Genomic DNA, 20,183 nt, shown 5'->3' on the forward strand with positions numbered 1-20,183 from the left:
CACACATTAGTGTGTGGTTGGAATTCTATAAAACAATTAACTTACGCCAATTGAAATTAATCAGTTTCCTGATTAGGAGAAAGTAAAGTCAGCCTTCAAAAGGAAGTGTCATCTTGCTCAACATATCGGTTACAAGAACCGATTAGATGACAAGGCTTACTATAACTCCATATACAACTGAGATTTTGAATTAGATCAATTTATGGTTGATTTGGTTCAAGTGAAGAGGACGTGGAGGGTAATTTTCGCTAAGCAGACACGCATAAATACATCCATGTAGCTCTACTTTGCCATCCATGGCAAAGAAGGTCTGCTTATCGAAAACCACCCACCACATCCAGCCCGGAGCAAAAAGTGGGGGCAAAAGTGCCAATAATCCGTTTTTTAGGAAAGAAAAAGTCAGCAAGTCCGGTCGACTCTGATATGGACAAGCATAGAAAATACGAAGCCCTTGTCAGGGCTTATCACAGGGATCTTTACCGTTACGCCTACTGGTTGTGTAAAGATAAAGCAGTTGCTGAAGATCTGGTTCAGGAGACCTGTCTGCGTGCATGGAAATCACTTGATAGCCTTCAGGATGATAAGGCCGTTAAATCTTGGCTGATTACCATTCTTCGCCGGGAGAACGCCAGGCGCTTTGAAAGAAAGCAGCTGGATCTGGTGGATATTGACGATCATCATGGTGATACCAAGGTGAGCGACGATAGCCATCACCAGCAGCAGTGGCTACAATCTCAGATTATGAAACTGGATCTGGATTACCGGGAGCCTCTGTTTCTTCAGGTGATTGGCGGATTTAGTGGCGATGAGATCGGAGAAATTCTCGGGCTAAATAAAAATACCGTGATGACCAGACTATTCAGAGCACGAAACCAGTTAAAAGAATTACTAGATACAAAAGAAAGCAAAAGGGGGCTTCAAAATGGATGATTTGAAATTCCGTCGTCATATCCTGTCGGAGCCTAAATACCGCGACGAGCAGATTACACAGGCGATAGAAGAGAGCGAGATTAATCAACGTTTTGCAGAAGATGTTTTAAGTCTGGACGCACAGATAGAGGAAGCATTTAAAGTGGATGTGCCTGACGATCTGGCTGATAAAATTTTGTTCAGTCAGACAACCAGACCACGCCCGGCTTCTTTCAGTCAGCGAGCCCTGGCTATGGCGGCATCAGTCGCATTTATTGCCGGCATTCTGCTCGGCCAGATAAACTGGGGACCTTTGCTTGCGCCTCCTGCTTACGCAAGCCTTGCCGATACCGCTATGGAACACGTCGTTCATGAGTCTCCCTTTACCGACAAATTAGACGAAGAGGTAAGTTCAAAGCAGATTAACGCCAAACTGGCCCCTTTTTCCTACCAGTTTACCGAAACTTTCCCGTATCACGTTTACTATTTAAATCATTGCGGATTTGGGCAGTCTAATGCTCTGCATATGGTTTTCCAGGGAGAAAAGGGACGCGTTACACTGTTTGTCACTAATATCAGTTCCGATAAAGGCGTTGATTTTAACAAGGATGGCATGTCCGGCGTTGTTATCCCCGTTGAAAACTCCAGCATGATTTTAGTTGGTAGCGAAGGAGAAAATATCAGCCAGATCGCTGGTGTGTTAAAGCCTATGATAAAAGCAAATTAGCCAGCACTCCCCAAACTCCACCTTAGTTATCCCGGAAATTGTGAAGCAATTATCCGGGATCTTTTAAAAATAGAGCTAAAACTCTATTTCTTGTCTTTTCGGATGCTTTTCACCTCATTTAACCGCCATTTTTAATAATTTCTCTGCATATTAGACAATGGTCGGATTTCTTATCTATATAAATAAGAATATTATCGCGTGCAAAATATCAGCGCCCCCAGACTCTCAAGGCGACATAAAGGAAAACTCTTAATGATTAACTCGCGTCTATTTAAAAAATCTATTCTTGCTGCAGCGGTTGCTCTGGTTGCACAGCAAGCTTCTGCTGCTGGTTTCCAGCTAAATTCTCAGTCTGCTACCGGCGTTGGCCGCGCTTTTGCAGGTGATGCTGTTATTGCGGATAACGCTTCTTCTATGGCGCGAAATGCTGCGACTATGGCGTTGTTTGATGAGACTTCGATGTCTCTGGGTTTTGTTAGTATTACTTCTTTAATTGAAGTTAAAGATGCTACTTATACTAGCGTAGCTTCTGCGAATTATGACGATGCCGGAGATACATCAATCGCACCAAACCTACACCTTATTGTTCCTGTTAATGATAAGTTTGCTTGGGGTGTTAACGCGTACACTAACTTTGGCACCAAGACCGAATTTTCTGACGATTATGTTGCCGGGGAATTTGGTGGTTCGACTGATGTAAAAAGCTTCAACATAGGCTTAGCTGGTTCTTATCGTATTGATGACCAATGGAGTGTTGGTGCTGGCCTTGATCTTATCTATGGTTCAGGAAAATTCAAAAGAACACTAACTTCAAGCAACACTACCCTAGTAGATATTGATGCTGATGGTTGGGCGGTAGGCTTTAATCTAGGTACTGTCTATGAGCTAGATGAAAATAACCGCTTTGGACTGGCATATCACTACAGCCCTGAGCTTGAAGCAGATGGCACTGTTACTAACCTAGCAGCTGGCTCTGTGAACGCAAGTGATACCATCTATATGCCACTACCTGACATTATTGAATTCTCTGGCTTCCACAAAATAGAAGATTCCAGCTTCGCAGTTCATTATAGTGTGCAGTGGATTGGGTGGAGTTCTTTTGACGTACTAAAATCAGATAATAGTGGTACTATCAATACCTACAACTGGCAGAATGGCATGCACTATTCTATCGGTGGTACATACTATTTGGATGCAGACTGGACACTACGAGCAGGCTATATGTACGATACAAGTGCGCAAGATGCCGAGACCTCTATTTCAGTTCCAGACTCTGATCGTCAGTGGTTCTCAACAGGCTTCACTTACCACATGACTGAAAAATCAAATGTTGATTTTGGTTTCACATACCTGTTAGGCGAAGACGTGAAAGTGAGTGAATCAACGACTCTTGGTACAACGATCGAAGGCACAACCCACGCAGACGCAATCATAGTCGGCTTACAATACAGCCGCAGCTTCTAAGCTAAAGATTGCAGTTAGCAAGACACCAAAAGGGCTGATTTATCAGCCCTTTTTTCGTTTTCTGGTACGACCAGTCACTGAATTCAGCCTACACCTGTTGCCTAAAACCCCCATCCCATCGCACATCTGTTCGCTGAAATTATTTTTTTAGAATATTAACTCTAGAATATATCGCTGTAGCTTGTGTAAATAATAGATAATGCATCTGTATTTTACACTTTTATTTCATTTTGATTTTAAAGTAATTACTCAGTTCTTAGAATTCACACCTCTTATATCACTTGAATTTACTATTACCCTCTTCTGGATGCCCTGTATAGCAAGGTCAGTGGTCCGTTATATGGTGCAGAAGTGGCAGACAAAGATCGATTTCAGCGAACATATTATGAAAACAAATAAGACATTACTTGCCCTTACCGTTGCCGGTAGCTTTCTTACTTTTAGTGCAACGTCCAATGCAGCTGGCTTCCAGCTAGCCGAATACTCAGCAACCGGCCTTGGCCGAGCGTACGCTGGTGAAGCCGCAATGGCAGATAACGCCGGCGCACAGTGGCGCAACCCGGCAATGCTTACCTACCTTGACGGTATTCAGGTTTCTGCTGGTGGGGTTTATGTTGATCCTGATGTGGATATTGAGGGTACAGAAAGTACCTATGGCACAACGTCGTCTAGCGATTACGCTTCTGACGGTTTAATACCTAATTTATATGCTTCTTACCAGATCAACGATCAGGTTACAGCAGGGCTTGCTATTGGCACTAACTTCGCCATGGAAACGACCCTGGGAGATTCCTTTGAAGCAAGCCAATATGGCGATCAAGCTGAAATCACAACTAGTGAAGCAAACCTTAACCTTGGTTATAAAATTGACGAACGCTTTAGCATCGGCGGTGGTATTCGTTACGTAATGGCTGAAGGTAAGGTTGGAGCTACAGGTACAACCAATGTAGCGGGTGGTCAGACTCTTAAATACGTTGAAGGGGATACGACAGACTGGGGCTGGCAATTAGGTGCAGCTTGGCAGATCAATGAAAATCACCGTATTGGTTTTGCTTATAAATCTGAAGTAGAACTAAAGCTTGAAGGTACAGCTACTGGTTATGGTTTCTTTGGTGACTTTACCACAAGTTCAACTGGTTACCTTCCACTCACTCTGCCAGCTACCGCTGAACTTGCCAGCTTCCATCAGTTAACAGAAAAGCTGGCTGTGCACGGAAGTATTAACTGGACTGACTGGAGTAGCTTTGAAAGGCTTGAAGCATATATCGATAATGATGGTGTAGACGGCGCACGATTAATTAAAGAAGAAAACTGGGACGATAACTACCGCTTCGCGCTTGGTGCAACATACCAGTTAAACCCTAAATTGAAGCTTCGTACAGGCATCGCTTACGATATGGAAGCTGTAAATGACGAAACACGCAGCATCACTATTCCTGATACTAATCGTACCTGGCTAAGTCTTGGTGCCGGTTATGACTGGTCCGAAAATCTGACCTTAGATCTCGGTATGACTTACATCATTGGTGAAGACGCTACTGTAACCGAGAGTGACACTACTTTAGGTACAAGCTTTACCGGTACAACTTCCAGCACAGTGACACTGTTCGGTGCACAGGCAAGCTACAAGTTCTAAGAACAACCCAAACTTAATGTTGTCATCCCCGCGAAGGCGGGGATCTGCTTTCTGCGCGCTGTAGAAACAAGGTAAACCGCTAACTCTACAACCCGCTGACTGAAGATTCCTGCCTCCGCAGGAATGACCTCAATAAGAGCGACGCTTATAAAAAAGGCCGTAAATACTATTCCTCCCGGAAAATATTTACGGCCTTTTCTGCAATTGAAAAACGTAACAAAGATAGAAAAGGTACATACAACACCTTCTACCTGCACCTAAAACCTCATAACCTCATAACCTCATAACCTCATAACCCATTACCCCCGACTACTCCAACTCATCCATATAATCATCCAGATAATCCTCCTCATCCTCATCAAACACCTCTTCAGGCTCAACCTCAGCCTTATAGTTGCTATATTGGATATAGGCATCCCGGGTAAAGATATAGCTGTCAGGAGAAGCATCCAGCATAGGTTCCTGAGAAACCAGTGCTGCGCGGGACTCCATGCCCTGGAAGGTCCATTTGCCAAGTGCGGTCCAGAAGTTCAGGTAAGAGAGCGGAAAATACATGGTATCGACTGTATCGGCTACATCACGGGTTGTGGCAGGGCCATAGGCCGGAATCATCAGGTATGGGCCGTTTCCTACCCCGGCATGGCCAAGAGCATCACCAAAGGATCGGTCTCCCTCCTTTGGGATCCCGGCAGCACCGGCTAAATCGATAAGACCGAAAATACCAAAAGTTGAGTTTATCCAGAAACGGTTAAAATTGTTCAGTGCCTGCTTACCGTTCCCCATCAAAAGGTTGTTGACCATACTGGATGGCTCATCAAGGTTCGATAATACATTGGAAATGCCGGTACGAACCGGCTTAGGGGTATAGTTCACGTAAGCCAGAGACACAGGGCGCACTACATACGGATCCAGCACATCGTGGTTAAAGCTCCACATGCTGCGGTTAAATCCCTCAAAGGGGTCACTTACATCCGTAGAGTGATCTTCAGATGCTTCCACGTCTTGCGCATCAGGTGCGGACGAACAGCCGGTTATCACAGATAACAGCAGTGTGGCAGATAAGATTTTTAAACTAGACAACTTCATTTTAATTTTATGCATTCCAGAAAAAAGGCTGGCTAAAAAGCCAGCCTAATACCAAGCTATGCGAATATTAATACTGTTTATTGATTAAAATTTCAACCTGTTCACCCAGTTTTGTCACCGCACTCTCACCATGCCAGTCACCTTCCTTGCTGACCACGTCACCGTCAACGTCGATACGGGCTCTTACAATGATGTTTTTCAGAGACGATAAACTCTGACCATCCATCATTACATTGCCTTCATCCAGCAACACTGTGCGAGGGAAACTGCCTGCAGGGTAACGGGCTGCAGCAACCGGGATCGGTGAGCCGCTCTCATCATGGATAGATACAATCAGTACGCCATTTGAGCCAACATCAACACCTTCCAGCAGATTGATGGTCACCGGCACCTTAGCCGTGCCAACAGTCTGACCCAGTTGCTTCTCAGCATTAGAGATACTTCTTTCCAGCATGGCATAGCGGGAATCTTCCGGTCCAATCATCTGCTGCATCATTCTCCAGTAGCGAACAGCGCCCGCATATTCCTGGTTCTGGTAGGCATCAAATGCCAGAAGCGAGTAGATTCTCAGGTCTACATAATTGTCCTGCAACAGTCCGATAAGCATAGATTTCGCTACCGCTCTCTCAGACTCGTTAGGTGACACCATCATAGACTGCGCATAGCCAAGACGTATATCCGGGTTCTCAGGATCAAGCTTGTAGGCCTTTTTAAAGGCATCCATCGCCGTATTTCCGTCCTGATCGGACAGAGCAATTCTGCCAAGCAGCAGCCAGCCGTTGGCATCGGTTGGCGTTTTATGCAGTTGAGTTCTCAGGCCAAGTTTAAGATCGGCCATCTCATCATCGGATAACGGACGGTCATCAGTTGGCGACATTAACTTCTTAGTCAATGCAGGAAGGTTAGATACCACTTCTTCCCAGTCATTCACCTTATCCAGACTGCCGTATGTGAAGAATACACCATAAGAGATAGCAACAAGTGCAATTAGTGACGGAATAAATACCTGCATAGGTTTCACATCACCCTGTCCGGCAACAGCTTTCTCATCCTGAGGAATATCATCCAGAAGCGACTGTTTCAGATCCGCCACAAGCTCGTCAGAGTCTGTAATCACGCCCTTATCAGCCTCTTCCTGAAGCTCGCTCAGCCTGTCTTTAAAGAAGGCTTTGTTCAGTTCATCGCGTCTTGCATCGTCGTTAAAACTTTTCGGCTTAAACAGCGGATAAGCGATAACCACCGCAGAAGCTAAGAGAATTAAAACGGTTGATAACCAAAATAGTGTCATTACTGCTTATCTCCGTTTTCATCTTCTTCCAGAAGTGCTTTCAGGCGGGCTTCTTTATCTTCATCCCAGTTCTGAGCCGCTTTTACCTTCACCGTTTTCTTTCTGCTACGGTAAACGATAATACCAAAACCCAGCAAAACCACAGCGAACGGACCTAGCCACAAAATCGACGTTGCAGCCGTAAATGGTGGTTTGTAAGTCACAAAGTTGCCATAGCGGTCAATCATGTATTCGACGATTTCATCAGAGTCCTTACCCTCTTTGGTCATCTCATACACTTTCTTACGCAGATCCTGAGCCAGCTCAGCGTTAGAGTCTGAGATAGCGTTGTTCTGACACTTAGGACATCTTAACTGTGCGCTCAACTCTTTAAACTGCTGCTCCTGCTCTTCATTATCAAACTCAAACACATCAATGGCAGCAGAAGCTGAGGTTACCAGCAGAAAACTGCTTAAAAGGGCTAACAGATACTTTCTCATTGCGCTGCCTCCTTAAGCATCTCCTGGTACATAGGCTTTAGTTTTTCCGCCCAGTTATTCGGGTTAACATCACCCACATGGCGGTGACGAATCACGCCATTGGCATCGATAAGGTAGGTTTCAGGTGCGCCGTATACGCCAAGATCCAGACCAAGCATACCGTCGCCGTCAAACAGACTGATCAGATACGGATTACCCAGATCATTCAGCCAGCCCACCGCCTTGTCACGCTCATCTTTGTAGTTCAGACCGATGATCTTAACGCCTTCAGCAGCCAGCTGGTTCAGGTACTGGTGCTCGGCATAGCAGGTCGGACACCATGTTGCCCAGACATTAAGCAGCAGTGGCTCGCCTTTAAATACAGACTGATCGTAGAACTTGCCCGGCTCGGCAAGATCTTCCAGCTTAAATACAGGTACGGTTTTACCAACCAGTACCGATTCCAGTTTCGTCGGATCATCGCCACCGGCGTTCTTGAACAACTGCGTCAGCAACGGAATCGTCAGTAATAAGAAAAGTACCAGTGGTATAAATAAAACTTTCTTGTTCATCTTATGCCTCTACTGCCTTTGCTTTTTTACGGAAGCGGTAGCGTTTATCGCTAATTGAAATCACGCCTCCCAAAGCCATGAACAGACTGCCTGCCCAAATCCAGCGTACAAATGGTTTATAGTAGATTCTTACCGCCCAGGCACCATCATCGCCAAGGCGCTCACCCATAGCCACATACAGGTCACGGGTAAAGCCCGGATCCAGAGCAGCCTCTGTCATCATAGAGCGGGCGTTGCGGTAAAAACGCTTCTCAGCATGAAGCATAGTCACCAGCTTACCTTCTTTGGTGATTTCAAAGTCAGCCACGTAGCCGTCATAGTTAGGCCCGTTCTTGTCTTTCAGTCCGGCAAAGTAGAAGTTGTACTCCTGTACCTTAAAGCTCTCACCCGGTGCAAGACGAATGTCTTTTTCGACACTGTAGTTCTGCACCATTGTGATACCGATTACGGTAACCGCCAGACCGATATGGCCCAAGATCATTGACCAGTAACTGCGTTGCAGCTTTTTGATACCCACGCCAAAGCTATGACGGTGAGTTGCTCTCTGATACACCTCATAGCAGTGCAGGAAGATAATCCAGAGTGCCATTACCCAGCCAAGCAGAGCCACACCAGAGAAACCGTCACCCAGCAGGGCAACCATAGCCACGCCAAGTACAACCGAAACAACACCAGAAACCAGCATTGGCTTAATCATGCTGCTCAGGTTGTCACGCTTCCAGCGGATCAGAGGACCGATACCCAGCAGGAAGGCAAACGGGATCATCAGCCACATAAACAGCATATTAAAGAATGGCGCACCGATGGAAACCGAGCCCAGTCCCAGCTGCTTGTGAACCAGCGGAAGAGTTGTACCCACCAGCACCACAACCAGAGCAGCCACAAGCAGAATGTTGTTCGCCAGCAGCGCATTCTCTCTTGAGAAGAGCTCGAAGTTACTCCTTACCCTGATAGCAGCGCCTTTGGTGGCAAACAGCAGCAATGAACCGCCGATAACCACAACAAGGAAGGCAAGGATAAACATTCCCCTGGCAGGGTCTGACGCAAAGGAGTGTACCGAAACCAGAATGCCGGAACGTACCAGGAATGTCCCCAGCAGACTTAGTGAAAATGCCGATATGGCCAGAAGCACAGTCCAGGCTTTAAAGGTACCGCGTTTTTCGGTCACAGCCAGTGAGTGCATCAGCGCTGTACCGGCAAGCCATGGCATAAAGGAGGCGTTTTCTACCGGATCCCAGAACCACCAGCCGCCCCAGCCCAGTTCGTAGTACGCCCACCAGGAACCAAGTGCGATACCCAGAGTCAGGAACAGCCATGCTGCAATTGTCCACGGACGTGACCAGCGTGCCCATGCGGTATCCAGACGGCCCGTCATCAGTGATGCAATAGCAAAAGCAAAGGCTACCGAGAATCCAACATAACCCATATAAAGCATCGGCGGGTGGATAATCAGTCCCGGATCCTGAAGCAAGGGGTTCAGATCACGGCCATCAATAGGGAAGAATGGCAGCGTTCTTAAGAACGGGTTAGAAGTCATGATGATAAACAGCAAAAAGCCTACGTTTATCATGCCCATTACCGCCAATACGCGGGACACTGACTCCTGAGGCATACCACGGCTAAAGCTTGCAACAGCAACCGTCCAGCCAGCCTGAATCAGCACCCATAACAGTAATGAACCTTCGTGAGCTCCCCAGACGGCTGTCAGGCGGTAATACCATGGCAGCTCTGAGTTCGAGTTGCTGGCAACATAGCTCAGAGTAAAATCGTTGCTGTAGAAAGCCCACAGCAGAATACAGAACGACAGCAGCATCGTCAGGAACATGCCCCAGGAAAGAGGACGTGCCGAGCCCATCAGGACGGCTGACTGTCTGGAAGCGCCAATCATTGGCAGGACACTAAGCAGTGCCGAAAACGCCAGTGAGACTACCAGAGCAAAGTGACCAATCTCAGCTATCATTGGGCACTTCCTTCCGTCTGTTCTTTGCTGTACTCAAGCGGTGCGTGCACCTTATCCATAGCTTCAGCAACTTCAGGCGGCATGTAGTCTTCGTCATGCTTCGCCAGTACTTCAAAGGCTTCAATCGTTTTCGCGTCGGTCATCACACCCTGAGCAACAATGCCCTGCCCTTCACGGAACAGATCCGGAAGAATACCTTCATAAACGATAGTGACCGCCGGGCCCACATCAGCCAGATCAAAGCTGACTTTCAGAGAAGAAGGATCGCGTTTTACCGTCCCTTCAACAACCATACCGCCGATACGCAGTCTCTGACCCACCTGAGGTTTACTGCCGTCTGGCTTACCGTAAACCATCTCTGTCGGTGTATAGAAAAGATCCATGTTCTGATTCAGTGCATAAACGATAAGTCCCACAGTGGCACTTACACCGAAAAACAGAGCAAGAAGAAGCCCGAGCCTCTTTTTACGTCTTGGGTTCATAGGGTGTTCTCCAGATTCTTAGCCGCTTCAATGCGCGCCTGACGCGCCTGTTTAGCCTTTATTTCTTTCATTGTTTTCTTTCCGGTGGATACGCTGTTCCAGACTAGAATAAACAGAGCGAGGAAGGTAATGCCATACGCGCTCCATACATAGGCGCCATAACCGCCCATAAAAAACAGCTCAGATAAATTCTCAAAATGCATACTACTTATCCCCAATCACTGGTTTATCGGAAACAAGTTCCTGAACCCAGGGCCTGTGACTCTCTTTAGACAAAATTTCATTTCTGAACCGGACAAGGGTCAGAGTGATAAAGAAACATGCAAAGCCGAAGATATTCAGAAGAAGCGGCCACAGCATATTTCCGGAAATAGAAGGTTTATCAAACTTGGTAATTGTTGCTCCCTGATGCAGGGTATTCCACCATTCCACTGAGAAGTGAATAATCGGCAGGTTCACAACACCCACAATTGCCAGAATACCCGCCGCCTTAGCCGCTGTTTTCTGATCGTCAAATGCGTGATACAGCGCAATAACACCCAGGTAAAGGAACAGAAGAATAAGCTCTGATGTCAGGCGGGCATCCCATACCCACCAGGCTCCCCACATAGGTTTACCCCAGATGGCACCGGTAAGCAAAGCGATAAAGGTAAAGACGGCACCAATAGGCGCCATAGCCGCAGCAGCCATATTTGAAAGACGCAACTGCCAGACGATACCGATAAAGGCAGCAATCGCCATGGACATATACGCACCCATTGACCATATTGCCGAAGGAACATGGATATAGATAATGCGGAAACTGTCACCCTGCTGGTAATCAGAAGGCGCGAACATCAGTCCCCAAAGAGTCCCTGAGCCCACAAGTAAAACAGTGATAACTGCGAACCAGGGAAGCAGTTTTCCACACAAACGATAAGTCGTTTCAGGTTTTGAATAGGGGTGGAGCCATTTCCACATTGTCTCTCTCACTCTTGCTTTAAAATAAACTAACTAATTATCCAGATACTTTAGTCTAAACAATATACCTCTAAGGTATTAACTAAAAAGTCTAATTCACACTTACGCGAATCGCTGCGCTGATTGCGAAAGGAGTCAGGGTCACTGAACCGGCCAGCATAGCCGCCATAATTGCAATCTGACCATTGTAAGCCATACCCAGGCTGGCAGCATCAATCGCAGATGTTGCAAAAATCAGAACCGGAATAAATAGCGGCAATATCAGAAGACTAAGCAGCACCCCGCCCTTTTGCAGCCCCACTGTAAGTGCAACGCCGATAGCACCGATAAAGCTCAGGGTTGGTGTGCCCACAAGCAGGGTCAGAACCACCGTCTTCCAGGTTTCAAAATCCAGAGAAAGCAATACCGCCAGAATCGGGCTAATCAGAATCAGAGGCAGACCGGTAAGCAGCCAGTGAGCAATTACCTTAGAGATAACCACCAGAGGCAGCGGTATCGGGAACAGCATCATCTGCTCAAGAGCGCCATCCTGGAAATCATCTTTAAACAGACGCTCCATAGACAGAAGCACCGACAGCAGAGCTGCTACCCAGATTATCCCGGCTGCAATTCGTGCCAATAGATTTGGCTCAGGACCGATACTGAGAGGAAATAGTGTAATTACGATAATAAAAAACCACAGCGGGTTAAGAATGTCTGCCTGACGGCGGAAAGCAATCAAAAGTTCCCTGCGGATAATGGCGATCATTTGGCTAAGCATACTAGTCACCCAATTTTATTTTTCTAAGTTTTGGTGAGTCTTCAAACATATCCTGGTGGGTTGTCAGGATAACAATTCCGCCATTTTCAGCATGGTTCAGAAACAGGTTTTCCAGTACCTTCACACCCTGTTTGTCAATCGCAGTCAGAGGTTCATCAAGAATCCATAACGGCTGCTTGCTAATCCAGAGTCTGGCTAAAGCCACCCTGCGCTGCTGACCTGCAGATAACTGAGCAACCGGGACATCTTCACGCCCGGCAAGCCCAACCTGAGCAAGCGCAGACCAGAGTTTTTCTTTATCTGAACTGGCCTGATGAATCGACTGATAGAAAGCCAGATTCTCAAATCCGCTTAACTCTCTTTTTACACCGGTCTGGTGTCCTAAAAACAGCAGGTCCTGATGAAAGGCATCCCTCTCACTTACCGTTGACTGCCCGTTCCAGAATACCTCACCCGCGTCTCTGTCTCCGAGACCGGAAATAATTCTTAGTAAGGTTGTTTTACCTGTACCATTTCTGCCTTCAATTTGGACTATTTCGCCAGATTTGATCGAGAAAGAGAGATCTTCAAAAAGAACCCGTTCATCTCTGATAGCTGTAAGATTTGAAACTTCTAACATGAATTCATCAAGATAAAAAATAGAAAAGCCATATTAGCACAAGCTTTTAGATGGCATATAGGGTATATCCCACTGTAATTAACTTCCCTTTATCGGTGTTATCACAAAAATAGAAAATTGTATCAGTAGCATATAATTGAGCTGAACAAAAAAAGGAAGCTAATAAGCTCCCTTTATGATTTTATTTTTTTACTGCACGAGGCCGTTGCTGTGTAGCTTTTCGTTTCGCTGGTGCAGCTGAGCCCCGGCTTAAAGGCGGAACACTCTCTTTACCGGCGATTTTATTCTGCAAAGACATCATCAGCTCAGCTTCTGCTTTTGGCAGTTCACACTCTTCGATAAGTTCATCAAGGTCAGCACCCAGTTGAACCATCTTGCTTGCGCGTGAATATAACCGGCTGTCAGCATCGGCGTGTTCGAGTTCGTTAACCCTTTCAGAAAGATGCAGAATCACATCCTGCTGCTCTGATACCTTCTGGCCTAATCCCACAACAACGGAGCGAACTTCAAGCAACTGATTATTCGCCTTCTGCAGTTCTTTCTCCATCTGCCTTGTTGCCTGACGTTGAGCATCAGCAGCATGTTGCGTCTGTTTACGCCCTTTCAGCCAGACAACCAGAGTCAGGAGCAGAACTAAAGCACAGCCACCGACAACAAACGGCAGCAAATCAGAAACCAGCATTTCATCCATTACAGATGCGCCATTTCAGCCCATTCTTCGTCAGTAAGAAGCTTGTCCAGGTCAACCAGGATCAGAAGCTTACCGTCACGGTTGCTTACACCCTGAATAAACTTAGCACTTTCATCAGTACCAACGCTTGGCGTTGTGTCGATTTCAGATGAACGCAGGTAAACCACCTCAGCCACGCTGTCTACAAGAATACCAATTACCTGGCGCTCTGATTCGATAACGATGATACGGGTGTTATCTGTTACTTCACCTTCCATCAGGCCGAAGCGGGAACGGGTATCCACAACAGTCACAACATTACCACGCAGGTTGATAATACCCAGCACGTAGTCCGGCGCACCCGGAACCGGTGCAATTTCGGAGTAACGCAGCACTTCACGAACCTGCATTACGTTAATGCCGTAAGTCTCTTCTTCCAGTTGGAATGTTACCCACTGAAGTACTTCATCATTCGCTTGGTCTTTTTTAGCTTCTACTTCATTCACTTGAGACATGATTTATCCTCTTTGCGTCACTACGGACAAACTTATCAACTATCCAGGGATTTTACATCCAGGCCAGCATCTAACATGTTAATCAGTGCCTCAACATGAATTAAGGCACACATTTTTTCTTTTACCATTCCGGCAAGCCACGGACGTTTCGCCGCTTTTTCACGCCACCGGACTTTTTCTGAATTCAGAATTTCGGTTCCCTTCAGCTCTGTACTTGCCAGTCCCCAGGCACTGCGGCCCAGCATCACAACATACTGATAGGCATCCTTATAGCTGTCATCTCTCAGACGGTCAGCCATTACCCATTTCGCTGTATCAACAACATCGAACTGATCTTCTTTGCTGGTCTGCAGTCCGAGATACCAGTCAGGTCTGCCGATAAGGTGGCTCATATCCCCTTTGCGGTGAATACCGCCCAGCTCATCAAGAGGAACTGCAAAGGTCACGCCGTTAACATCAAAATACAGAACCTGAAAATCTTCACTGCGCTCTCTGGAGGTCCAGTCTTCAGTGTCAAAGCCACCGGTTTGGGTTTCCAGCTCGGCTTCGGCTTCGACCTCAAGATCAACATCCGTTTCCTGAACATCAGCCACTACGGGCTCAGCTATCTCAACCTGCTGGGTTTCAGCTATGTCCCATTCCTGAATCTCTTCAACGGCAGGCTCGCTTTTTAGCAGCTCCTGCGTATTTTGCTCGATGATTGTGACAATCTCAGGTTCAGCTGCGTGGTCCAGAGATTCCAGTTTATCGAGCAGCTTCTGAACATCTTCCAGTGCCGGCGCTTCAAATTCAGGCGCTTCAAATTCGTTGTATTCAAGCTCGGTATAGTGAGAGTGATAATCCGGTTTGGCCTTAGCTTCTGGTTTAGGTTCAAGCGTCGGGGCTGAAACCACCTCACTCGCTACTTTTTCCGCAACCAGGTCAGAACCATTGGGGACTACCACATCCGACTCAGAAACAACTACTGGTTCAGGCTGCGGAGTCACTTCCGGCTCTGATTTTGCTGCAAACGCAGCATCCAGTAACTCTTCTTCCAGCAGTTCTTCATCCAACAGGGCTGTGAAGTACTCATCCAGTGCCTCTTCGCCGGACAAAACGTGATCTTTTTTATCCATTTACAGCCAGCCTCTCAAGATAAATTAGTAATTGCTTGTAAGCAAAAACACCTCTGCTGCCTTCAGCAAAATGAGAAGCAGGCAAATGCTTAAGACTCGCATCGCGGAATTTAGTATCGATTGGTATGGCCGATGCCCACACCTCATCAGGGTAATCCCGCTTTAGCTGCGTTAATGTCTGCAGCGATGCCTTGGTACGCTTATCGTACATAGTCGGCACTATCGTGGTCTTAAACTCACGGTTTCGTGATTTCTGCATGATAGCCAGTGTGCGTACCATGCGCTCAAGCCCTTTCATCGCCAGAAACTCTGTCTGAACCGGAATAAGTATGCGATCACTCGCCGCCAGTGCATTCACCATCATCACACCAAGAATCGGCGGACAATCTATTAACACATAGTCATAATCTGCCTGAAGCGCAAGTAGCGCCTTCTTAAGAATGAGGCCCATACCACTTCTGTTCCCCATAACCCGGTCAAGAGTGGCCAGCGACATATGCGCAGGGATCAGGTCGATATTCTCGATCTCTGTTTTCAGGATAAGCGGTGAAACACGCTCTTTACTCAGCTCCGGCAGTTGGAAAAGGTCAAATAAACTGTTCGCCAGAGCATCAGAATCAAATCCCAGATAAGTGGTGAGTGACGCGTGAGGGTCGGTATCAACCAGCAGTACTCTGTTGCCTTTTTTGCTCAACAATCCGGCAAGGGTAACGGTTGAAGTCGTTTTTCCTACGCCACCTTTCTGGTTTGCAACGCTCCAGACAATCATTAAGGACTCCTACGCCAAGCCAATTTCTACGAGCATGCGCTCAGAAATACGTTCCAGAGGAAGGTCTTCCGATGAAATCCCCGCCTTCGCTACTGCCTGTGGCATACCATAAACCACACAGCTCTCTTCATCCTGAGCCCAGATAGTTGAACCGGCAGACTTAAGCATTCTGGCACCTTCACGCCCGTCAGCTCCCATACCGGTCAAAATCATGGAAAGTACTTTATCACCATAAATTTTTGCAGCTGATCCAAAGGTCACATCAACACATGGCTTGTAATTCATTCGCTCACCACCATCCAAAACCTTAAGACGGGCACTGCCAGGACGCCCTTCGATCATCATCTGCATGCCGCCGGGTGCAAGATAAGCAACACCAGGGCGCAGCGCATCACCATCTTCAGCTTCTTTTACCTGAATTTTACACAAGGAATTCAGACGGCTGGCAAATGCAGCAGTAAAGGTCGCCGGCATATGCTGAACCAAAACGATAGGGTGCGGATAATTTGACGGTAGTTTGGTCAATATTTTTTGCAGTGCCACCGGGCCACCCGTTGAGGTACCGATAGCGGTTAACTGATACTTTTTACCCGTTGCCCGAAATCTTGCAGGCGGCGTTTGCGCAGACTCACTACGCGCCGAAGCTGAAGATGTCCCGACAGGAGTGCGACGCAGTTGCGTTGTGCTCTTTGAAGCTGTTGCAGTTCTGACTGGTGAGGCTGAAGGCGTGGCAACACGCCTTCTCATAAAGGCTCTTTTACGGGCAATTTCAGCCACTCTCTGCTGAAGTAGCTGAGTGGCTTCATCACGGTTTCTTGCAATGTCTTCGAACTTCTTAGGCAAGAAGTCCAGGGCTCCGGCATCAAGAGCGTCCAGTGTTGCGCGAGCACCATCGTGAGTCAGTGAAGAAAACATCAAAATTGGCGTCGGCTGTACCTTCATTATTTCACGTACCGCCGTGATACCGTCCATAACCGGCATCTCGATATCCATAGTGATCACGTCAGGTTTTAACTCTGTGACCTTTTGAATTGCTTCTTTACCATTGGTTGCAACATCGATAACTTCAAGACGAGCATCACCATTGATTATTTCGCTAACCCTGCGTCGGAAAAAACTCGAATCATCAACAACCAGTACTCTTACTGCCATATTTCCCTTCTTTTGCTACATACGTGAGCGTGTAGCGTATTCTTTTAATAGATTTGGCACATCCAGAATCAGTGCAATATGACCGTCACTGGTGATAGTCGCACCTGCCATACCTGGCGTACCCTGCAGTAACTCATCCAGAGGTTTGATTACTACTTCTTCCTGACCGATAAGAGTATCAACAACAAAGCCGACCCGCTGGCTTCCGATCTGCACGATAACCACATGGCCGTGACCTTTACGCTGGTCAACCATACCCGCTTTAGGTACAAGCCAGTTCTGCAGATAGAACAGAGGAATAGACTTCTCGCGGACAATGATTGTCAGCTGACCATCGACAACGTTGGTCTTTGTCAGGTCCAGATTAAATATTTCGTTTACGCTTGCCAGTGGCAGAGCAAATGGCTGCTCACAAACGCCAACCATCAGTGTTGGCAGGATAGCCAGAGTCAGAGGTACCTTGATGGTGATCTTTGTACCTTTGCCCATCTGAGAATCAACATCCACAGAACCATTTAGCGTATTGATGGCGGTCTTAACCACATCCATACCAACACCACGGCCTGATACATCGGTGATCTGCTCTTTACTTGAGAAGCCAGGAGCAAAGATAAGGTTGAAACACTCTTTGTCCGTTAGTCTTGATGCGGCTTCTGTATCCATCAGCCCGCGCTTAACAGCAATGCCACGCAGTTTATCCGGGTCCATACCGCCACCGTCATCAACGATAGCCAGTTCAATATGGTCACCTTCCTGCGACGCAGAAAGAATCACTTTACCGGTACGAGCCTTACCTGCTGCTACCCTGTCTTCCGGCATTTCAATACCGTGGTCTACAGAGTTACGCACCAGGTGAATCAGTGGATCGGCCAGAGCTTCAACCAGGTTTTTATCCAGGTCGGTCTCTTCACCGCGCATCTCAAGCACGATATCTTTCTTAAGGCTTCTTGCAAGGTCACGAACCACGCGTGGGAAACGGCCAAATACTTTCTTGATTGGCTGCATCCGGGTTTTCATTACCGCGCCCTGAAGGTCGGCGGTAACAATATCCAGGTTCGCAACCGCTTTGGACATCTCTTCGTCGTTACGGTTAAGGCCAAGGCTGACCAGTCTGTTACGGACCAGAACCAGTTCACCCACCATGTTCATAATGGTATCAAGTGTTGAGGTATCCACACGAACCGTTGCTTCAGCCTGAGGCTTAGGAGCAGAGGCTTGCTGCTGTTTTGGCGCTGCGGCAGGTGCCGGCGCATCTTGCTTAGGCTGCGCTTTTGCCGCAGGCTTAGGAGCCGCAGCTTTAGGCGCTGCCGGAGCAGGTTTTGGTTCTTCTTTCTTCGGTGCGGCAGGTTGTGCATTAGAAACAGCAGGTTTTGTCGCCGCTTCAAGCTCTTCAATAGAAGGCCCTTTACCTACACCGTGAAGCTGATCCAGCAGTTTTTCAAATTCATCGTCTGTCATCAGGTCTTCATCGCCTGATGCAGCGCCCGCAGGTGCTTTCTTCGCAGGAGTTACCGCTGCAGCAGGAGCTTCAGTGCCAGCCTGACCAGGAGCCCCGCCTTTACCGTGCAGTTCATCCAGCAGTTTTTCGAATTCATCGTCGGTAATGTCACCGCTATCTGCGGCAGGTGCCGGAGCGGGTTTTGCTTCAGCAGGCGCAGATGCAACTGGTGCAGCCGCCTGACTTGCGCCCGGAGCTGCGCCCGGAGCTGCGCCTTTACCATGCAGCTCGTCCAGCAGTTTTTCAAACTCGTCCTGAGTAATATCGTCTATTGAATTAGCCTGGATAGAACCACTTGAGGCAGTTGGCGCAGCTTCTACAACCGGTTCTGGCTCTGGAGCCGGAGCTGGTTCTTCTGCCACTTCAGCAACAGGAGCTGCCTGCTTCTCATCCTCGCTTTCTGGTCTGCTCAGACGATGCAGCTCGTCCAGCAATGCCTGATCAGCAGGAATCAAAGGCGCACGCTCTTGTACCGCTGCAAACATCACGTTAACAGCATCAAGTGCCTGTAAAATAGTATCCATGAGTTCAGCCGTAACAGTACGCTGACCGTTACGAAGAATGTCGAATACGTTTTCAGCACCGTGACAGGCATCAACCAATTCTGTTAAAGAAAGGAAACCGGCCCCACCCTTTACAGTATGGAAACCGCGAAAAATTGCATTTAACAGATCGGTATCTTCAGGATTATTTTCCAGCTCAATAAGCTGCTCTGACAGAAGCTCAAGTATTTCACCGGCTTCAACCAAAAAATCCTGAAGAATATCCTCGTCTAATTCATAGCTCATAAATTACCTCTAGAATCCAAGGCTAGACAACAAATCATCGACATCATCCTGGGAAGCCACTGCATCCTCTCTTTCGTGAGGATTAAGAATTGGCCCTTCCGGCTCGCTCGATGGTTTCTTCTCATCTTCGGCATTTATATCTGTTTGTTCGACACCGAAGGTTGTCAAAATCTCGACAAGTCGATCTTCCACTTCATGAACAAGTGTGATGACTTTAGTAATAATCTGCCCGGTCAGGTCCTGAAAATCTTGCGCCATCAGGATCTCGGTGAGCTGACTGCGTAACTCTGTGCTATCGCCCTCTACCTGAGCTAATAATCCATCAATTTTGTGACAAAGCGCTTTAAACTCTGACAGCTCAATTTTTCCGGACATTAACTGGTTCCAGGTAGGTCTTACCTGTAAGAGGCTCTCATGCAACTGATCGGCGATCGGAAGCGAAGACTCAACAGCATCCATTGTTTTGTTTGCTGCCTGCTCTGTCTTTGCTATCACATATTCAAGACGATCTCTCGCATCGGGAATTTCTTCTGTGGCGATCTCGTTCATCCGCGGGTCAAACTTAAACTCAGCAAGTGAGTTGTGCAGATCACGAGTAAGCGCGCCCACCTCTTTCAACATCGGGTTATTTGATGTTTGATATAAGGTAACGATCATGCGATCAGCTTCTTCCTGCTGATTATTTTCCAGCAGTTCAACCAATTGCTTTGCTTGCTCTAATGAAATCATCTGAATAAGCCCTTATTACGCGTAAT

21 protein-coding genes are annotated in these 20,183 nt (G+C 47.3%); 4 read left to right on the forward strand and 17 right to left on the reverse strand.

What is annotated here, in order from left to right:
* The first annotated feature begins 423 nt into the window (after nucleotides 1-423).
* The 4 genes from L3Q72_RS10295 (at nucleotide 424) to L3Q72_RS10310 (ending at nucleotide 4,736) form a co-directional block, all read left to right on the forward strand.
* Nucleotides 424-930, forward strand: a complete 507-nt coding sequence (locus L3Q72_RS10295) for a sigma-70 family RNA polymerase sigma factor (RefSeq protein WP_275132096.1) — start codon at nucleotides 424-426, stop codon at nucleotides 928-930.
* Nucleotides 923-1,636, forward strand: coding sequence for a DUF3379 domain-containing protein (locus L3Q72_RS10300; protein WP_275129859.1), 714 nt, complete (start codon nucleotides 923-925; stop codon nucleotides 1,634-1,636). The genes L3Q72_RS10295 and L3Q72_RS10300 overlap by 8 nt, the downstream gene beginning before the upstream one ends.
* Nucleotides 1,637-1,888: 252 nt before the next feature.
* Nucleotides 1,889-3,100, forward strand: a complete 1,212-nt coding sequence (locus L3Q72_RS10305; RefSeq protein ID WP_275129860.1) for an outer membrane protein transport protein — start codon at nucleotides 1,889-1,891, stop codon at nucleotides 3,098-3,100.
* Between the two features lie 385 nt (nucleotides 3,101-3,485).
* On the forward strand, nucleotides 3,486-4,736 hold the full coding sequence (locus L3Q72_RS10310; protein ID WP_275129861.1) for an outer membrane protein transport protein: 1,251 nt from the start codon (nucleotides 3,486-3,488) through the stop codon (nucleotides 4,734-4,736).
* Nucleotides 4,737-5,045: 309 nt separating this feature from the next.
* Here the strand turns inward: L3Q72_RS10310 and L3Q72_RS10315 are convergent, their stop codons facing one another.
* The 17 genes from L3Q72_RS10315 to L3Q72_RS10395 form a co-directional block, all read right to left on the reverse strand.
* Nucleotides 5,046-5,822: a VacJ family lipoprotein gene (locus L3Q72_RS10315; protein ID WP_275129862.1), complete on the reverse strand. Its 777-nt coding sequence runs from the start codon at nucleotides 5,820-5,822 to the stop codon at nucleotides 5,046-5,048.
* Between the two features lie 67 nt (nucleotides 5,823-5,889).
* Nucleotides 5,890-7,110: a c-type cytochrome biogenesis protein CcmI gene (gene ccmI / locus L3Q72_RS10320; protein ID WP_275129863.1), complete on the reverse strand. Its 1,221-nt coding sequence runs from the start codon at nucleotides 7,108-7,110 to the stop codon at nucleotides 5,890-5,892.
* Nucleotides 7,110-7,589 carry a cytochrome c-type biogenesis protein gene (locus tag L3Q72_RS10325; RefSeq protein WP_275129864.1) on the reverse strand — a complete coding sequence of 160 codons (480 nt, stop codon included), beginning with the start codon at nucleotides 7,587-7,589 and terminating at the stop codon, nucleotides 7,110-7,112. The genes ccmI and L3Q72_RS10325 overlap by 1 nt, the downstream gene beginning before the upstream one ends.
* Nucleotides 7,586-8,140, reverse strand: a complete 555-nt coding sequence (locus L3Q72_RS10330; protein ID WP_275129865.1) for a DsbE family thiol:disulfide interchange protein — start codon at nucleotides 8,138-8,140, stop codon at nucleotides 7,586-7,588. The genes L3Q72_RS10325 and L3Q72_RS10330 overlap by 4 nt, the downstream gene beginning before the upstream one ends.
* A gap of 1 nt (nucleotide 8,141) precedes the next feature.
* Nucleotides 8,142-10,100, reverse strand: coding sequence for a heme lyase CcmF/NrfE family subunit (locus L3Q72_RS10335; protein ID WP_275129866.1), 1,959 nt, complete (start codon nucleotides 10,098-10,100; stop codon nucleotides 8,142-8,144).
* The gene (gene ccmE / locus L3Q72_RS10340) at nucleotides 10,097-10,582 is read right to left on the reverse strand and encodes a cytochrome c maturation protein CcmE (protein WP_275129867.1); all 486 of its coding nucleotides are present in this window, start codon (nucleotides 10,580-10,582) and stop codon (nucleotides 10,097-10,099) included. The genes L3Q72_RS10335 and ccmE overlap by 4 nt, the downstream gene beginning before the upstream one ends.
* On the reverse strand, nucleotides 10,579-10,785 hold the full coding sequence (ccmD, locus tag L3Q72_RS10345) for a heme exporter protein CcmD (protein WP_275129868.1): 207 nt from the start codon (nucleotides 10,783-10,785) through the stop codon (nucleotides 10,579-10,581). Before ccmD ends, ccmE begins: the two co-directional genes overlap by 4 nt.
* A gap of 1 nt (nucleotide 10,786) precedes the next feature.
* Nucleotides 10,787-11,542: a heme ABC transporter permease gene (locus tag L3Q72_RS10350; RefSeq protein WP_275129869.1), complete on the reverse strand. Its 756-nt coding sequence runs from the start codon at nucleotides 11,540-11,542 to the stop codon at nucleotides 10,787-10,789.
* A gap of 91 nt (nucleotides 11,543-11,633) precedes the next feature.
* Nucleotides 11,634-12,302, reverse strand: coding sequence for a heme exporter protein CcmB (gene ccmB, locus L3Q72_RS10355; RefSeq protein ID WP_275129870.1), 669 nt, complete (start codon nucleotides 12,300-12,302; stop codon nucleotides 11,634-11,636).
* 1 nt (nucleotide 12,303) lies between these two features.
* A complete protein-coding gene (ccmA, locus tag L3Q72_RS10360; protein WP_275129871.1) occupies nucleotides 12,304-12,921 on the reverse strand; it encodes a cytochrome c biogenesis heme-transporting ATPase CcmA in 618 nt (205 codons plus the stop codon).
* A gap of 181 nt (nucleotides 12,922-13,102) precedes the next feature.
* The gene (locus L3Q72_RS10365; RefSeq protein WP_275129872.1) at nucleotides 13,103-13,612 is read right to left on the reverse strand and encodes a DUF2802 domain-containing protein; all 510 of its coding nucleotides are present in this window, start codon (nucleotides 13,610-13,612) and stop codon (nucleotides 13,103-13,105) included.
* Entirely contained in the window at nucleotides 13,612-14,106 is a 495-nt protein-coding gene (locus L3Q72_RS10370; protein WP_275129873.1) for a chemotaxis protein CheW, read from the reverse strand. Before L3Q72_RS10370 ends, L3Q72_RS10365 begins: the two co-directional genes overlap by 1 nt.
* Before the next feature lie 35 nt (nucleotides 14,107-14,141).
* Nucleotides 14,142-15,221 carry a chemotaxis protein CheW gene (locus L3Q72_RS10375; RefSeq protein WP_275129874.1) on the reverse strand — a complete coding sequence of 360 codons (1,080 nt, stop codon included), beginning with the start codon at nucleotides 15,219-15,221 and terminating at the stop codon, nucleotides 14,142-14,144.
* Nucleotides 15,214-15,990, reverse strand: a complete 777-nt coding sequence (locus L3Q72_RS10380; protein WP_275129875.1) for a ParA family protein — start codon at nucleotides 15,988-15,990, stop codon at nucleotides 15,214-15,216. Before L3Q72_RS10380 ends, L3Q72_RS10375 begins: the two co-directional genes overlap by 8 nt.
* Nucleotides 15,991-15,999: 9 nt before the next feature.
* Nucleotides 16,000-17,142, reverse strand: coding sequence for a chemotaxis response regulator protein-glutamate methylesterase (locus L3Q72_RS10385; protein ID WP_275129876.1), 1,143 nt, complete (start codon nucleotides 17,140-17,142; stop codon nucleotides 16,000-16,002).
* A gap of 15 nt (nucleotides 17,143-17,157) precedes the next feature.
* The gene (locus L3Q72_RS10390; RefSeq protein ID WP_275129877.1) at nucleotides 17,158-19,428 is read right to left on the reverse strand and encodes a chemotaxis protein CheA; all 2,271 of its coding nucleotides are present in this window, start codon (nucleotides 19,426-19,428) and stop codon (nucleotides 17,158-17,160) included.
* A 9-nt stretch (nucleotides 19,429-19,437) separates the two neighbouring features.
* On the reverse strand, nucleotides 19,438-20,157 hold the full coding sequence (locus tag L3Q72_RS10395) for a protein phosphatase CheZ (protein WP_275129878.1): 720 nt from the start codon (nucleotides 20,155-20,157) through the stop codon (nucleotides 19,438-19,440).
* Between the last annotated feature and the right edge of the window lie 26 nt (nucleotides 20,158-20,183).

Source organism: Vibrio sp. JC009, assembly GCF_029016485.1.
GTDB lineage: Bacteria > Pseudomonadota > Gammaproteobacteria > Enterobacterales > Vibrionaceae > Vibrio.

Coding starts and splice junctions, on each gene's coding strand:
- L3Q72_RS10295 (WP_275132096.1), top strand. CDS start 424: ATGGACAAGCATAGAAAATACGAAGCCCTTGTCAGGGCTTATCACAGG.
- L3Q72_RS10300 (WP_275129859.1), top strand. CDS start 923: ATGGATGATTTGAAATTCCGTCGTCATATCCTGTCGGAGCCTAAATAC.
- L3Q72_RS10305 (WP_275129860.1), top strand. CDS start 1,889: ATGATTAACTCGCGTCTATTTAAAAAATCTATTCTTGCTGCAGCGGTT.
- L3Q72_RS10310 (WP_275129861.1), top strand. CDS start 3,486: ATGAAAACAAATAAGACATTACTTGCCCTTACCGTTGCCGGTAGCTTT.
- L3Q72_RS10315 (WP_275129862.1), bottom strand. CDS start 5,822: ATGAAGTTGTCTAGTTTAAAAATCTTATCTGCCACACTGCTGTTATCT.
- ccmI (WP_275129863.1), bottom strand. CDS start 7,110: ATGACACTATTTTGGTTATCAACCGTTTTAATTCTCTTAGCTTCTGCG.
- L3Q72_RS10325 (WP_275129864.1), bottom strand. CDS start 7,589: ATGAGAAAGTATCTGTTAGCCCTTTTAAGCAGTTTTCTGCTGGTAACC.
- L3Q72_RS10330 (WP_275129865.1), bottom strand. CDS start 8,140: ATGAACAAGAAAGTTTTATTTATACCACTGGTACTTTTCTTATTACTG.
- L3Q72_RS10335 (WP_275129866.1), bottom strand. CDS start 10,100: ATGATAGCTGAGATTGGTCACTTTGCTCTGGTAGTCTCACTGGCGTTT.
- ccmE (WP_275129867.1), bottom strand. CDS start 10,582: ATGAACCCAAGACGTAAAAAGAGGCTCGGGCTTCTTCTTGCTCTGTTT.
- ccmD (WP_275129868.1), bottom strand. CDS start 10,785: ATGCATTTTGAGAATTTATCTGAGCTGTTTTTTATGGGCGGTTATGGC.
- L3Q72_RS10350 (WP_275129869.1), bottom strand. CDS start 11,542: ATGTGGAAATGGCTCCACCCCTATTCAAAACCTGAAACGACTTATCGT.
- ccmB (WP_275129870.1), bottom strand. CDS start 12,302: ATGCTTAGCCAAATGATCGCCATTATCCGCAGGGAACTTTTGATTGCT.
- ccmA (WP_275129871.1), bottom strand. CDS start 12,921: ATGTTAGAAGTTTCAAATCTTACAGCTATCAGAGATGAACGGGTTCTT.
- L3Q72_RS10365 (WP_275129872.1), bottom strand. CDS start 13,612: ATGGATGAAATGCTGGTTTCTGATTTGCTGCCGTTTGTTGTCGGTGGC.
- L3Q72_RS10370 (WP_275129873.1), bottom strand. CDS start 14,106: ATGTCTCAAGTGAATGAAGTAGAAGCTAAAAAAGACCAAGCGAATGAT.
- L3Q72_RS10375 (WP_275129874.1), bottom strand. CDS start 15,221: ATGGATAAAAAAGATCACGTTTTGTCCGGCGAAGAGGCACTGGATGAG.
- L3Q72_RS10380 (WP_275129875.1), bottom strand. CDS start 15,990: ATGATTGTCTGGAGCGTTGCAAACCAGAAAGGTGGCGTAGGAAAAACG.
- L3Q72_RS10385 (WP_275129876.1), bottom strand. CDS start 17,142: ATGGCAGTAAGAGTACTGGTTGTTGATGATTCGAGTTTTTTCCGACGC.
- L3Q72_RS10390 (WP_275129877.1), bottom strand. CDS start 19,428: ATGAGCTATGAATTAGACGAGGATATTCTTCAGGATTTTTTGGTTGAA.
- L3Q72_RS10395 (WP_275129878.1), bottom strand. CDS start 20,157: ATGATTTCATTAGAGCAAGCAAAGCAATTGGTTGAACTGCTGGAAAAT.